Below are 13235 nucleotides of genomic sequence, written 5' to 3'. Positions count from 1 at the left end.
TGGATGCGGGCGGTCAGCCGGCGCTATGAGTGGGTGGGCGCTGTGCGCCGCCGTTGCCGGTCAGCCAGCGCGCAAACGCGAGCAGGTCGTCGTGCACTTGCGTGCCCGGCGGCAGGGCGCCCTGGTCGAGGGTCTTCTGGCCCTTGCCGCTGCGTACCAGGTGCGGCGCGCAACCGACCGCCACGCCGGCTTCCAGGTCGCGCAGCGAATCGCCAACGATGGGCACGCCGCGGAGCTCGATGCCGAAGCGCTCGCTGATCTGCTCCAGCATGCCGGGCTTGGGCTTGCGGCAGTCGCAGCCGTCCGCGGCGGTATGGGGGCAGAAGAACACCGCGTCGACGCGCCCGCCCAGGCGCGCGAGCAACGTGTGCATCTTCTCGTGCATGGCGTTGAGCGCGCTCATCTCGAACAGCCCGCGGCCGATGCCGGACTGGTTGCTGGCGAGGACCACGCGGTAGCCGGCCTGGTTCAGCGCGGCGATGGCCTCCAGGCTGCCGTCGATCGGCACCCATTCATCGGGCGTCTTGATGAACTGGTCGCTGTCGAGGTTGACCACCCCGTCGCGGTCCAGGATGACAAACTTGGGCGGCGTCTGCGGCATGTGCGGCTCCGGTGGCTGAGATCAGGCGGCCAGCTTGGAGATGTCGGCCACGCGGTTGGCCATCGCGTGCAGCGAAGCCAGCAGCGCCAGGCGGTTGGCGCGCAGCTGCGCATCCTCGGCCATCACCATCACATCATTGAAGAAGCGGTCGACGGCATCGCGCAGCTGGGCCAGGTCGCGCAGCGCGGCGGTGAAATCGCCGCTGGCGAAGGCGGCTTCCACGGCCGGGCGCACGCGCTCGATGGCGGCGTGCAGCGCGCCTTCGGCCTCTTCCCGGAACAGCGCCGGATCGACCGCGCCGACTGGCTCGGTGTTCTTGCGCAGGATGTTGGTGATGCGCTTGTTGGCGGCGGCCAGGGCCTCGGCCTCGGGCAGCGCGGCAAAGGTGCGCACGGCTTCCATGCGGCCCAGGATGTCGTGCAGCTGGTCCGGGCGCAGGCTGACCACGGCCTCGACTTCGTTGGTGGTGTAGCCCTTGTCCTTCAGGTAGCCGCGCACGCGGTCGTACAGGAAGTCGGCGATTGCGTCGGGTGCCGGCTTGACTGCAGCGATGCCGGCAAAGGCCTGCTGCGTCAGCGCCAGCAGCGACGACAGCGACAACGCCAGCGGCTTTTCGATCAGCATGCGCAGGATGCCCAGCGCATGGCGGCGCAGTGCGAACGGATCCTTCTCGCCGGTGGGCTGCAGGCCGATGCCCCAGATCCCGACCAGGGTCTCGAGCTTGTCGGCCAGCGCCACGGCGGTGCTGACCGCGCCTGCGGGCAGCGCATCGCCGGCAAAGCGCGGACGGTAGTGTTCGGAGCAGGCCAGTGCCACGTCTTCGGCTTCGTCGTCGTGGCGGGCATAGTACGTGCCCATGGTGCCCTGCAGCTCGGGGAACTCGCCGACCATGTCGGTCAGCAGGTCGGCCTTGGCCAGTTCGGCGCCGCGCATCGCGGCGGCCTTGTCGGTCGGCACGCCGCTGCCGTTGAGGGCGTCAGCGATATGGCCGGCGATCTGCTGCAGGCGCTGCACGCGGTCCAGCTGGGTGCCGATCTTGTTGTGGTAGACCACGCTGGCCAGCTGCGGCACGCGCGACGCCAGCGTCTTCTTGCGGTCCTGGTCGAAGAAGAACTTGGCATCGGCCAGGCGCGGGCGCACCACGCGCTCGTTGCCGGTGATGATCGACTGCGGCGTCTCGGTGGCCAGGTTCGACACGATCAGGAAGCGGTTGCGCAGGTGGCCGTCGGCATCGGTCAGCGCAAAGTACTTCTGGTTGGTCTGCATGGTCAGGATCAGGCATTCCTGCGGCACCGCCAGGAAGGCTTCCTCGAAATGGCAGGCATAGACCACCGGCCATTCCACCAGCGAATTGACTTCGTCGAGCAGCGACTCGGGCATGATCACCTGGTCGGCGCCGGCTTCCTTGAGCAGCGCGGCGCGCATGCGCTCGCGGCGCTCGGCGTAGCTGGCGACCACGTGGCCGGCGGATTCCAGCCGCTGCGCATAATCATTGGCATGCGCGATCTCGATCACGCCATGCGACAGGAAGCGGTGGCCCTGGGTCAGGTTGCTGGCCTGCAGCCCCAGCAGCGTCACCGGCAGGATCTCGGCGCCGAACAGTGCGATCAGGCTGTGCGCCGGGCGCACGAAATGCACGGTGCTGCCGTCCGGGCGCTGGTAGCTCATGACCTTGGGGATCGGCAGCTTCGCAATGGTGTCTTCCAGCGCTGCCTGCACCGCGGCAGCCAGTTCGGCGCCGCGCGCGGTATAGCGGTAGAAGAAGGCCTCGGCCTTGCCGTCGGAGGCGCGCTCCAGCGACTGCCAGTCGATCTCGGCAACGCCGACCGACTTGGCCAGCGCAGCCAGCTTCTTGGCCAGCGGCGCGGTGGGCTCGCCGTTGGCGTCCAGCGCCACCGACAGCGGCAGGACCTTCTCGCGCTGCTCGCGGTCCGGCGCGCTGCGGCGCACGCCCGACACCAGCGCGGCCAGGCGGCGCGGGGTGGCGAACGGCGTCACGGTGGCGCCCGGCTCAAGCAGGTCGCGCTCGCCCAGGCCGGCGAACAGGCCCTGCGCGAAGGCGTCGCCCAGGCGCGCCAGCGCCTTGGGTGGCAGCTCTTCGGTGAACAGTTCGATCAGCAGCGAGTCGGTCATGGGTTGCGACATGAATCGTATCCAACAGGTTGTAGCGCGCGCCGCTTGTCAGCAGCGCGGCGAAAGATTAGGTTCCACTCCGGACAGCAGCCACAGGCCGTTCTGTTGCCGGAATTGCAGCGTGGTGTAGGCGCATTGCGCGGCCGCCGCGGCGCTGGCCGCGCCGTTGCTGCCGCCGCGGCTGCCTGCAGCCGGGAAGCGTGCGTCGATGCGGCGCAGGCGCTTGTCGTAGCGGATCTCGTCGATGCGCCCGCCCACCCAGAAATCGATCTTCGGCGGCAGCTGCGCCGCCGAATAGTAAGTCTTGACCGTGCGGCGGGTGCGGCCGTTGCGGGTCTCCATCTCAACCCACGTCAGCGGGTAGCGGATCGCGCTTTCATAGGCGCGCAGCGGCACGCGGTGCCACCCCAGGTCGCGCTGGCCGGACAGGTCGCACGAGAACGAGCGCACCAGCTGCGCCCACTGGTCGAGCGCGTTCAGCGACGGGCGCCATTGGCGCGCCATGGCCAGCTGCAGCGCCTGCGGATCGGCCTCGCACACATTGCTCAGTTCGGCCGGCAGCATCAGCACCTGCGCGCTGGGTGCCGCCTGCGCGCGCGCGCCGATGGCATTGCCGGCGGCGGCGAGCGCGGCGATCGCCATGGCGCAGCACAGCGCGCTGCGCGCCAGTTGCGTCATGCCCGGGCTCCGCCGTTGCCGCACATCGGGAAGCCGAGGGCCTCGCGCGAGTCGTAGTAGGCCTGCGCCACCTGGCGCGACAGGTGGCGGATGCGGCCGATATACGCCGCGCGCTCGGTCACCGAGATCGCGCCGCGCGCGTCCAGCAGGTTGAAGGTGTGGGCGGCCTTGAGCACCTGCTCGTAGGCGGGCAGCGCCAGGCGCGTGCCGGCGGCCTGGCCTTCCTCGGCGCCATCGCCGTTGCCCATCAGCCGCTTGGCTTCGCCTTCGTGCTCGGCGAAATGGCGGAACAGGATCTCGGTGTTGCTGTGCTCGAAGTTGTAGGTCGACTGCTCGACTTCGTTCTGGTGGTACACGTCGCCATAGGTCAGGCGGCGCGTCTCGCCGTTCTCGACCCACTCGGTCCAGATCAGGTCATAGACGTTCTCGACCTTCTGCAGGTACATCGCCAGGCGTTCGATGCCGTAGGTGATCTCGCCGGTGATGGGCTTGCAGTCGATCCCGCCCACCTGCTGGAAGTAGGTGAACTGCGTCACTTCCATGCCGTTGAGCCAGACTTCCCAGCCCAGGCCCCAGGCGCCCAGCGTGGGGTTCTCCCAGTCGTCCTCGACGAAGCGGATGTCGTTCTGCTTCAGGTCCAGGCCGAGCGCCTCGAGCGAGCCCAGGTACAGCTCCAGGATGTTCTCCGGCGCGGGCTTGAGCACCACCTGGTACTGGTAGTAGTGCTGCAGGCGGTTGGGGTTCTCGCCATAGCGGCCGTCCTTGGGGCGGCGCGACGGCTGCACGTAGGCGGCACGCCACGGCTCGGGGCCGAGCGCGCGCAGGAAGGTGTGTACGTGGGATGTGCCGGCGCCGACCTCCAGATCGATGGGTTGCAACAGCGCGCAGCCCTGCCGGTCCCAATAGGCCTGCAGGGTCAGAATCATTTGTTGGAAGGTCAGCATATGAAGACTAGGTAGAGGCACCCGGGCGCGGTCGCGGCGCCCGGCATGCAGGCCGCGCGGCGCGTGCCGGAGCCGGCGCATGCGGATTTTGCCAAACCCTGAATTCTATCGGCTTTTTGGCGAGGCGCCCCGTTTGGCGGGGCCGGCTAGGTCACGCACCGATGGTGGAGGATGTCCGCCAATGTCGGTCCTACGCAACGCATCGGGAAAATACCGAGGCGGATTTCAGGTTTGGCCGCTGCTGGCCGATAACGTTTTTGTATACAGTATGAGTAAGCAACCCGTTTCAGAGCGTTGCGATTGACAGTCCGTGCCGGCATGGCGGGCACGGCGGCTGCTGGCTGGCACCGCAGTAGCCGTTTGTCGGTAACTGATTATTGATGGGGACTTGGCATCATGGCACTTCTTTCTCGCAAACCTTACCTGGTCGCAATCGCGGTCATGATCGCCGCGGCCACCGTGTCCGTGGCGACCGGGCTGCTGAACTGAACCGGCTGGCGCCCACCTGAGGCGCCACCACCGGCACCGCAATCCAGCGCCGGACGGTGGCGGCGATCCCGCCGGGTCCGGTGCCTGCGCCAGCCTGTGCCTTCAGCCTGCACCGCGCAGCTTGCGCACACGCCAGGCAGCAAGCCCCAGCACCAGTGCAAACAGCGCCAGCACCGGCGCGTTCCCCCAGCGGATATAGGGCGTCAGCCCCTGCATGCCCTGCACCTCGGCCGCCAGCGTGCCGACCGTGAAGGTCGGCAGGCGTTGCTGCACCGAGCCGTCCGGACGCACCACCGCGGTCATGCCGGTATTGGTCGAGCGCAGCATCGGCCGGCGCGTTTCCAGTGCGCGCATGCGCGAGATCTGCAGGTGCTGGTCCAGCGCGATGGTGTCGCCGAACCATGCCAGGTTGGTCAGGTTGGCCAGGACATTGGCCGGCGCCGGCTGCTGGCGCAGCGTCTGCGCGATCTCCTCGCCGAACAGATCCTCGTAGCAGATATTGGGCGCCACGCGCACGCCGCGCACCGGCAGCGAGGCCTGGTCGAGCCCGCCGCGGCGGAAGTCGCCCAGCGGCATCTTCATCATGTCGACGAACCAGCGGAACCCCAGCGGGATGAATTCGCCGAACGGCACCAGGTGGTGCTTGTTGTAGCGGTACAGGCGTTCGGTCTCGGGGCCCAGGCCGAAGACGCTGTTGGTGAAGTCCACCGGCGAGTCGGCGCCGGCGGCGCCGAACAGCACCGTGGTGCCGCTGGCCAGCGCGTAGTCGCGCACCGCCACGGCCACGTCGACCGGCAGCTCCTGCAGGATGACCGGGAACGCGGTTTCCGGCGTGACCACGAGGTCGGCCGGCGCGGCGGTGATCATGTCGCGGTACAGCTCGATCGAGCGCTGGATGCCGGCGGGCTCGAACTTGATGTCCTGGGCCACGTTGCCTTGCAGCAGCCGCACCGACAGCGGCTTGCCGGCGGGCGTGGTCCAGGCCAGCGGCGCCAGCGCGGCGCCCGCGGCGGGCAGGGCCAGTGCCAGTGCCAGGGCGCCCAGCGCCCGGCCGCGCTCGCCGCGACCCAGCCCGCGTACTGCAGCCGCCAGCAGTGCCGCCACCGCGGCTGCCAGCGCGCCGATGCCGTACACGCCAAGCAGCGGCGCGAAGCCGGCCAGCGGGCCATCGGCATGGGCATATCCGCCCGACAGCCACGGGAAGCCGGTAAACACCACGCCGCGCAGCCATTCGGTGAGTCCCCAGGCAGCGCCGAAGGCCAGCGGCGCCAGCAGCGTGGCCCGGGGCAGGCGCGCCGTCAGCCGATGCCACAGCGCGCCGGCCAGTGCCGGGTAGAGCGACAGGAAGCCCGAGAACAGCACCACCGCGAGCGCGGCCATCCACGCCGGCATCTCGCCGTAGACGTGCATGCTGATATAGAGCCACCAGATGCCGGACAGGAACCAGCCCAGCCCGAAGGCATAGCCAGTGGCGGCGGCCAGGCGCGCGCGCGGCGCGTCGGCCATCAGCGCGGCCAGGCCGGCCAGCGACAGGATCTGCAGCCACCACCAGTCATGGGGGGCAAAGGCTTGCGTATGGGCGATGCCGAGCACGCCGGCCAGCAGCAGCCGCGCCATGGTCGCCGTGCGCGAATGCGCGCGCGTGCCAGGCACGCCCGCCGGGGCGGCGTCGGCAGCGGCGGCGCCGTTGAGGATCGGGGCGGAACGCTTCATGCGCCGGCCGCGCCCGCGTTGTCGCCGTTGGATTCCCGGTGCACCTGCAGCAGGTGCACCTGGCGCGCGTCGGCGCGCAGCACTTCGAAGCGGATCGGCGGCAGGGTGATGACCTCGCCGCGGTGGGGCACGTGGCCCACGTGGTTGGATAGCAGCCCGCCCACGGTATCGACATCGTGGTCGGAGAAGGCGGTGCCGAAGGCGTCGTTGAACTGGGCGATCTCGGTCAGGCCGTGCACGCGCCAGCTGCCGTCGGGCATCGGCAGGATATTGTCCTGGTCTTCGTCCAGGTCGAACTCATCCTCGATGTCGCCGACGATCTGCTCCAGCACGTCCTCGATCGTCACCAGGCCTGCCACGCCGCCATACTCGTCGACGACCATGGCGATATGGTTGCGGTTGATGCGGAAGTCGCGCAGCAGGATGTTCAGGCGCTTGGACTCGGGGATGAACACCGCCGGGCGCAGGGTCTCGCGCAGGTCGAAGGCGGGGTCGGTGTAGTAGCGCAGCAGGTCCTTGGCCAGCAGGATGCCGATGATGTTGTCACGGCTGCCTTCATAGACCGGGAAGCGCGAGTGCGCGGTCTGCTGCATGAAGGGGATGAACGCCTCCGGGGCATCCGCGATATTGACCATATCCATCTGCGCGCGCGGCACCATGATGTCGCTCGCGGTCAGTTCGGAGACCTGGAACACGCCCTCGATCATCGACAGCGAGTCGGCGTCGATCAGGTTGCGCTCATGCGCTTCCTGGAGCACTTCGAGCAATTCCGCGCGGGTGTCCGGCTCGGGGGAAATCAGGTCTGACAGGCGTTCGAGAAGCGATCTGGGCCGATCGGCCTGCTTCAGGTAAGCGGGCTTCGAACTGGGATAAGGGTCGTTCATTTCGCGGCGAGCGCGTGGTGGAGATCGTCTGAAGGATACACTAAAAGCCTGGCCGTCCCGTGACGGCGGGCGGTGGTCTGCGACAATATGTGCAGCAGGCGGCGCCCGGTCGGCGCCGCCCGTGAGAAAGGAATTACGCGGGGATCACACGGTGCGATCGCCCTGGTAAGGGTCGGCGTAACCGAGCGCCTGCAGCGTTTCGGTCTCGATCGCCTCCATTTCCTCGGCCTCGGCGTCTTCCTCGTGCTCGTAGCCTTGCGCATGCAGCACGCCGTGCACGATCAGGTGCGCATAGTGCGCTTCCAGCGGCTTGCGCTGCTCGCGCGCCTCGGTTTCCACCACCGGGCAGCAAAGCACGATATCGCCCGTGACCGGGTCTTCCTCGTTCTCCGCATAGGCAAAGGTCAGCACATTGGTGGCGTAATCCTTGCCGCGATAGGTGCGGTTCAACGTGCGGCCCTCTTCCTCATCGACGAAGCGGATGGTCAGCGCGGCGTCGGCATACAGCGCCGACTTGACCCAGGTCTCGATCTTGCGGCGCGGCGGCAGGCCGGCGCGCTTGCCGACGCCGTCGCCGTTCTGGATCTCGAGTTCGAGTCCGGGCGGGGTGGCCGGCGTGCCGGTGGTGGTGACCACCGGCGTGGCGGTCACGGCCACCGACAGCGAGTCATGGTTGTCCGGGCGCACCAGCAGGCCAGCCTGCTGGTTGGTGTCGGTGTGCTCGGCCAGCAGCGCGACCACGCCGTCGGCGGCCTGCGACAGGTCCAGCGTCAGGCTGCGGCCGTCGGGCAACTGCACGCGCAGCGCGTGCGCGGCGCTCTTGCGCGCGCGGCCGTCGCCGTCGAACAGGGTCAGGCTCACGGCGGAAGACTTGGATTTCTGGGATTTCAATTAAGCGTCCTTGTGCTGGGCGTGGTATTCGTCATAGGCATCGACGATGCGGGCCACCAGCGGATGGCGCACCACGTCGATGCTGGTAAAGCGGGTGCAGGCAATGCCGCGCACGTCGCGCAGCACGTGCAGCGCCTCCACCAGGCCGCTCTTCTGCCCCCTGGGCAGGTCGATCTGGGTGGTGTCGCCGGTGATCACCGCCTTGGAGCCGAAGCCGATGCGCGTGAGGAACATCTTCATCTGCTCGGGCGTGGTGTTCTGCGCCTCGTCCAGGATGATGAAGGCATGGTTCAGCGTGCGCCCGCGCATATAGGCCAGCGGCGCGATCTCGATCATCTGGCGCTCGAACATCTTCTGCGTGCGGTCGAAGCCAAGCAGGTCGTACAGCGCGTCATACAGCGGGCGCAGGTAGGGGTCGACCTTCTGCGCCAGGTCGCCAGGCAGGAAGCCCAGGCGCTCGCCGGCTTCCACCGCCGGGCGCGTCAGCACGATGCGCTTGACCGCGTCGCGCTCCAGCGCATCGACCGCGCACGCCACTGCCAGGTAGGTCTTGCCGGTGCCGGCCGGGCCGACACCCAGCGTCAGGTCGTGCGACAGGATATTGCGCAGGTAGTCGCGCTGCGCCACGGTGCGGCCCTGCAGGCCGGTGCGGCGCGTGTGCAGCACCGGCGATTCGTCGCCGATCTCGCGCTCTTCGACATCGTCGCCGTTGCCGGGCAGGTAGCTGCCATGCGCGGACAGCTGGCGCGTTTCAACCAGGCCCAGCTGCACGTCGTCGATCGACAGCGGCGTGCGCGCCTGGTTGTAGAAGCGCTCCAGCGCCGTTGCCGCATCCTGCGCGTTGCCGCCGCGCACCGTCATGCGGTGGCCACGGCGCTGGATGTTCACGTCCAGCGCTTGCTCGATCTGGCGCAGGTTCTCGTCGAGCGGCCCGCACAGGTTCTGCAGCCGGGTGTTGTCGTCCTTGGGGGCGACGAATTCTGCGGAAGGGACTTTCATCGGTTGGCGATGGCCTCGCTGGATGGTGCCTGGTTACTGCCGAACCACGATCTCGCCGCGCAGCGAGTGCGGGAAGGCCTGCGTGATGCTGACATCGACCAGCTGGCCGACCAGCCGGTCGCGGCCTGCCTGCGGCACGCCCGGCAGCGCAAAGTTGACCACGCGGTTGTTCTCGGTGCGCCCGTGCAGCTCGGTCGGATCCTTGCGCGCGGGGCCTTCCACCAGGATGCGCTGCACCGTGCCGACCATGTTCTGGCTGATGCGCTGCACGTTTTCCTCGATGGTGGCCTGCAGGCGCTGCAGCCGGCGCAGCTTGACCTCGTGCGGGGTGTCGTCGTGCAGGTTGGCAGCGGGCGTGCCCGGGCGGGGGCTGAAGATGAACGAGAACGAGGTGTCGTAGCCGATCTCTTCGATCATCGCCATCAGCTTCTCGAAGTCGGCATCGGTCTCGCCGGGGAAGCCGACGATAAAGTCCGAAGACATCGACATATCCGGGCGCAGCACGCGCAGCTTGCGGATGATGCTCTTGTACTCCAGCACGCTGTAGCCGCGCTTCATCGCCATCAGGATGCGGTCGGACGCATGCTGCACCGGCAGGTGCAGGTGGTTGACCAGCTTGTCGCAGCGGCCGTACAGCTCGACCAGGCGCGAGGTGAATTCCTTCGGGTGGCTGGTGGTGTAGCGGATGCGCTCGATGCCGGGGATCTCGGCCACGTACTCGATCAGCAGCGCAAAGTCGGCGATCTCGGTGGTGTCGCCCATCTTGCCGCGGTAGGCGTTGACGTTCTGGCCCAACAGCGTGACTTCACGCACGCCCTGTTCGGCCAGGCCGGCGACTTCGGCCAGCACGTCCTCGAACGGGCGCGACACTTCCTCGCCGCGGGTATAGGGCACCACGCAGTAGCTGCAGTACTTGGAGCAGCCTTCCATGATCGAGACAAAGGCGCTCGGGCCTTCGACGCGTGCCGGCGGCAGGTGGTCGAACTTCTCGATCTCGGGGAAGGAGATATCCACCTGCGACTGGCCGGTGCGCTGGCGGCGCGCGATCAGGTCGGGCAGGCGGTGCAGCGTCTGCGGGCCGAACACTACGTCGACATAGGGTGCGCGCGAGACGATGCTGGCGCCTTCCTGGCTGGCCACGCAGCCGCCCACGCCGATCACCAGGTCGGGTTTGACGGCCTTGAGCGCCTTCATCCGGCCCAGTTCCGAGAACACCTTCTCCTGCGCCTTCTCGCGCACCGAGCAGGTGTTGAACAGGATCACATCGGCCTCTTCGACGTTGTCGGTGGGTTCCAGCCCCTGGCTGGCGTTGAGGACGTCGACCATCTTGTCCGAGTCGTACTCGTTCATCTGGCAGCCGTACGTCTTGACGAAAACTTTCTTCATATGCCGATCTCAGTGGTTGACCTGGGGGCATCAGGGTGTTGCAACAACACGGCCGGCGCGTGGGGCGCGCCGGTCGCACTTCCGGGGGACTACGATTTCTTCTTCAGCGCCTTCTGTTCCGGCTCGCTCAGCACCCACGCGGTCAGCAACTGGCCGTACAGGTCCAGCTTGTACCGCACCGGCAGCTTCTGGCCCGCCACCGCGGCACTGGCCAGCAACTGGTTGTCGGAGCCGAACAGGCGCAGGCCCGGCGCCACGCCGACGGTCTTGCCGTCGAGCGTGGCCGTCTGCGGGGCACCGGCAGACGGCGTGGCGATAACGAGCCTGGCCGCCTGCGCATCGTCCGGGATCGCCCGCACCGGCTGGGCCATCGCGCTTGCCGCACCGAGCAGCAGGGCGGCGGCGCAGGCCAGCGCTGGCAACAGCCTGCGGGCGCGCCCGGGTTGAACAGACTCCGGCGCCTCGCGGCGCGCATCACGACCTGCTGGCATGGGGGAGAACTCCGACAAATGGGACGACGCGTTGGCGGGAATGGCCCAAAGGCGGGCGCAACCCGGCATTTTACCCCGCTGGCGGCCTGGCCGGGTCGGCGATGCGGCGGGGCTCAGAACAGGCAGGATGCCTCTTGCAGCACACGCTGCTTGGACACCGTGCCCATCAGTTCGCGGCCGGCGCTGTCGCGCACCAGCGGGATGCGGTTGATGCCGTGCTCGGCAAACACCGCCAGGGCGTCGCGCAGGCGCGAATCCGGCGTCAGCGCGGGGAAGTCGCGCTCGGCCAGCGCCAGCACGTCGTCCGCGGCGCCCTCGCGCTGGGCGCGCTGCAGCGCATGGATTGACAGCGCGCCCAGCAGGCGGCCATCCGCTTCGACCAGATAGAGGTAGCGCGTGCCGGTCTCGGCAAACTTGTCGGCTGCGGCCGACAGGGTGGCGTTGGGGTCGAGCACGGTATCGGTCGGGTCGCACAGGCCCGCCAGCGTCAGCGTGCGGGCGTGTTCGGCCGCGGCCGAGGCCTGCGCGCGCTCGGCGATCACGCTGTACAGCGACAGCGTCTGGCAGCGTGACGCGGTGTAGTACGCCGCCACTGCGCCGATCATCGACGGCAGCAGCAGCGCGGGCGCCAGCGTCATCTCGAACACCATCAACACCGACATCAGCGGCGCCTGGCTGGTGGCCGCCAGGAACGCGCTCATGCCCACCAGCGGCAGCAGCGGCGCCGCAGCGGCCGCCGTGCCCTGCATGCCGATGGCCAGCAACTGCCCGAGCGCCGCCCCCACGAACAGCGACGGCGTGAACACGCCGCCGACCGCCCCCGAGCCCATGCTGATCACCGTAGCCACCAGCTTGGCCAGCAGCACGCCGGCCACCGGCACGCTCAGCGGCTGCTCCTGCAGGATGGTCTGGATGGTGGAATAGCCGTTGCCAACCACCTCGGGCACCGCCATCGCGAGCACGCCGACCAGCGCCCCGCCCAGCGTCAGCCGGGCCACCGGGCCGCCAGGCATCGCTGCAAAGCGGCTGCGCGCAAAGCCCGCCGCACGCATGAACAGCGCGCCCGCAATGCCGGCGGCCACGCCCAGCGCGGCCGCGGCCAGCAGGATGTGCGGGCGCAGGTCGGGGGCGATATCCAGGCCCGGGTAGAGCGGCTGCAGGCCGCCGTGCCACTGGCTGACCATGGCACCGGCCACCGAAGCCAGGAAGAGCGGCATCAGGCGCTGCACCGCGAGCGCCCCGAACACCACTTCGGCAACGAAGACGGCAGCGGAGAAGGGGGTGTGATAAACGGTGGCAAGGCCCGCCGCGGCCCCGCAGGCGGTCAGCATGCGGCGCATGTTCGAGCCGCCGCCGCGTTCCAGCCGGGTCGACGGGAACAGCGAGCCGCACAGCGCCGCCAGCTGGATCATCGCACCTTCCTTGCCGACCGAACTGCCGCTGACGATCGAGAAAAATGACGAGAGCGCGCGCAGCAAGGTGATCCGCACCGGCAGGCGGCCGCTGCCGCTGGATACCGCTTCCATGTAGTCGGTGGCGCCGCCGTGGCTGCCGGCCAGGCGATTGGCCAGCACCAGCAGGCTGCCCGCCAGCGCGCCGCCCACGGCCGGCACCACCACACGCCACGCCAGCGCCAGCGTGGCGAATACGGCGACCACGTCGGCATGGCTGGAAAACAGGACCACGCCCGCGCCATCCAGCGCCTCCTTGAACAGCGTGGTGGCAATGGCCGCGACGATCCCGACCGGGATGGCCGCGAACAGGGTGACTTCCTGGTCTTCGAGGAAACGCAAGCGCATGGCGGCTTTCCGGGGCACATGTGGAGCGGGTGCGGAGCCGGAGAGGGGCGGGCAGAGGCTGTCATGATAGCGCAGCGCCACCCGCGCAGACCCGATGTGCGCCGGCGCGCATGCGGGGCCGCGCGCGGTGCAGAACCCGCTGGTCCCGGACTGGTACACTACCGCTCTTTCCTTCGCGGGCGGGCCGGTGCCCTGCCGTGCCGGCTTCCCGGCGTTCGCGTTCCGAT

Annotated in this window: 11 protein-coding genes; all 11 read right to left on the bottom strand. The window is 68.7% G+C overall.

The window, feature by feature from the left end; all coding sequences use genetic code 11:
- Positions 1–13: 13 nt before the first annotated feature.
- Positions 14–601: a D-glycero-beta-D-manno-heptose 1,7-bisphosphate 7-phosphatase gene (gene gmhB, locus I6H87_RS04435; RefSeq protein ID WP_010813869.1), complete on the bottom strand. Its 588-nt coding sequence runs from the start codon at positions 599–601 to the stop codon at positions 14–16.
- 21 nt (positions 602–622) lie between these two features.
- The gene (glyS, locus tag I6H87_RS04430; protein ID WP_011614554.1) at positions 623–2746 is read right to left on the bottom strand and encodes a glycine--tRNA ligase subunit beta; all 2124 of its coding nucleotides are present in this window, start codon (positions 2744–2746) and stop codon (positions 623–625) included.
- Between the two features lie 36 nt (positions 2747–2782).
- On the bottom strand, positions 2783–3412 hold the full coding sequence (locus I6H87_RS04425) for a hypothetical protein (RefSeq protein WP_010813867.1): 630 nt from the start codon (positions 3410–3412) through the stop codon (positions 2783–2785).
- The gene (glyQ, locus tag I6H87_RS04420; protein ID WP_041687146.1) at positions 3409–4356 is read right to left on the bottom strand and encodes a glycine--tRNA ligase subunit alpha; all 948 of its coding nucleotides are present in this window, start codon (positions 4354–4356) and stop codon (positions 3409–3411) included. Before glyQ ends, I6H87_RS04425 begins: the two co-directional genes overlap by 4 nt.
- A 591-nt stretch (positions 4357–4947) precedes the next feature.
- Positions 4948–6558, bottom strand: a complete 1611-nt coding sequence (gene lnt, locus I6H87_RS04415) for an apolipoprotein N-acyltransferase (RefSeq protein ID WP_010813865.1) — start codon at positions 6556–6558, stop codon at positions 4948–4950.
- Complete coding sequence (locus tag I6H87_RS04410) at positions 6555–7442, bottom strand: CorC family transporter (protein ID WP_010813864.1); 888 nt, start codon at positions 7440–7442, stop codon at positions 6555–6557. Before I6H87_RS04410 ends, lnt begins: the two co-directional genes overlap by 4 nt.
- Positions 7443–7586: 144 nt before the next feature.
- On the bottom strand, positions 7587–8333 hold the full coding sequence (gene ybeY, locus I6H87_RS04405; protein WP_011614557.1) for an rRNA maturation RNase YbeY: 747 nt from the start codon (positions 8331–8333) through the stop codon (positions 7587–7589).
- Positions 8334–9332: a PhoH family protein gene (locus I6H87_RS04400; RefSeq protein WP_011614558.1), complete on the bottom strand. Its 999-nt coding sequence runs from the start codon at positions 9330–9332 to the stop codon at positions 8334–8336.
- A gap of 33 nt (positions 9333–9365) precedes the next feature.
- On the bottom strand, positions 9366–10718 hold the full coding sequence (gene miaB, locus I6H87_RS04395) for a tRNA (N6-isopentenyl adenosine(37)-C2)-methylthiotransferase MiaB (RefSeq protein WP_011614559.1): 1353 nt from the start codon (positions 10716–10718) through the stop codon (positions 9366–9368).
- Between the two features lie 89 nt (positions 10719–10807).
- Entirely contained in the window at positions 10808–11209 is a 402-nt protein-coding gene (locus I6H87_RS04390; protein ID WP_010813860.1) for a hypothetical protein, read from the bottom strand.
- 113 nt (positions 11210–11322) lie between these two features.
- Entirely contained in the window at positions 11323–13008 is a 1686-nt protein-coding gene (locus I6H87_RS04385; protein WP_011614560.1) for a ClcB-like voltage-gated chloride channel protein, read from the bottom strand.
- Positions 13009–13235 lie beyond the last annotated feature (227 nt).

The sequence above is a fragment of the Cupriavidus necator genome, assembly GCF_016127575.1.
Taxonomy (GTDB): domain Bacteria; phylum Pseudomonadota; class Gammaproteobacteria; order Burkholderiales; family Burkholderiaceae; genus Cupriavidus; species Cupriavidus necator_D.
This window is presented reverse-complemented; position numbering and strand designations above follow the sequence as displayed.

Coding starts and splice junctions, on each gene's coding strand:
- glyQ (WP_041687146.1), bottom strand. CDS start 4,356: ATGCTGACCTTCCAACAAATGATTCTGACCCTGCAGGCCTATTGGGAC.
- I6H87_RS04385 (WP_011614560.1), bottom strand. CDS start 13,008: ATGCGCTTGCGTTTCCTCGAAGACCAGGAAGTCACCCTGTTCGCGGCC.
- lnt (WP_010813865.1), bottom strand. CDS start 6,558: ATGAAGCGTTCCGCCCCGATCCTCAACGGCGCCGCCGCTGCCGACGCC.
- miaB (WP_011614559.1), bottom strand. CDS start 10,718: ATGAAGAAAGTTTTCGTCAAGACGTACGGCTGCCAGATGAACGAGTAC.
- I6H87_RS04425 (WP_010813867.1), bottom strand. CDS start 3,412: ATGACGCAACTGGCGCGCAGCGCGCTGTGCTGCGCCATGGCGATCGCC.
- I6H87_RS04390 (WP_010813860.1), bottom strand. CDS start 11,209: ATGCCAGCAGGTCGTGATGCGCGCCGCGAGGCGCCGGAGTCTGTTCAA.
- glyS (WP_011614554.1), bottom strand. CDS start 2,746: ATGTCGCAACCCATGACCGACTCGCTGCTGATCGAACTGTTCACCGAA.
- gmhB (WP_010813869.1), bottom strand. CDS start 601: ATGCCGCAGACGCCGCCCAAGTTTGTCATCCTGGACCGCGACGGGGTG.
- I6H87_RS04410 (WP_010813864.1), bottom strand. CDS start 7,442: ATGAACGACCCTTATCCCAGTTCGAAGCCCGCTTACCTGAAGCAGGCC.
- I6H87_RS04400 (WP_011614558.1), bottom strand. CDS start 9,332: ATGAAAGTCCCTTCCGCAGAATTCGTCGCCCCCAAGGACGACAACACC.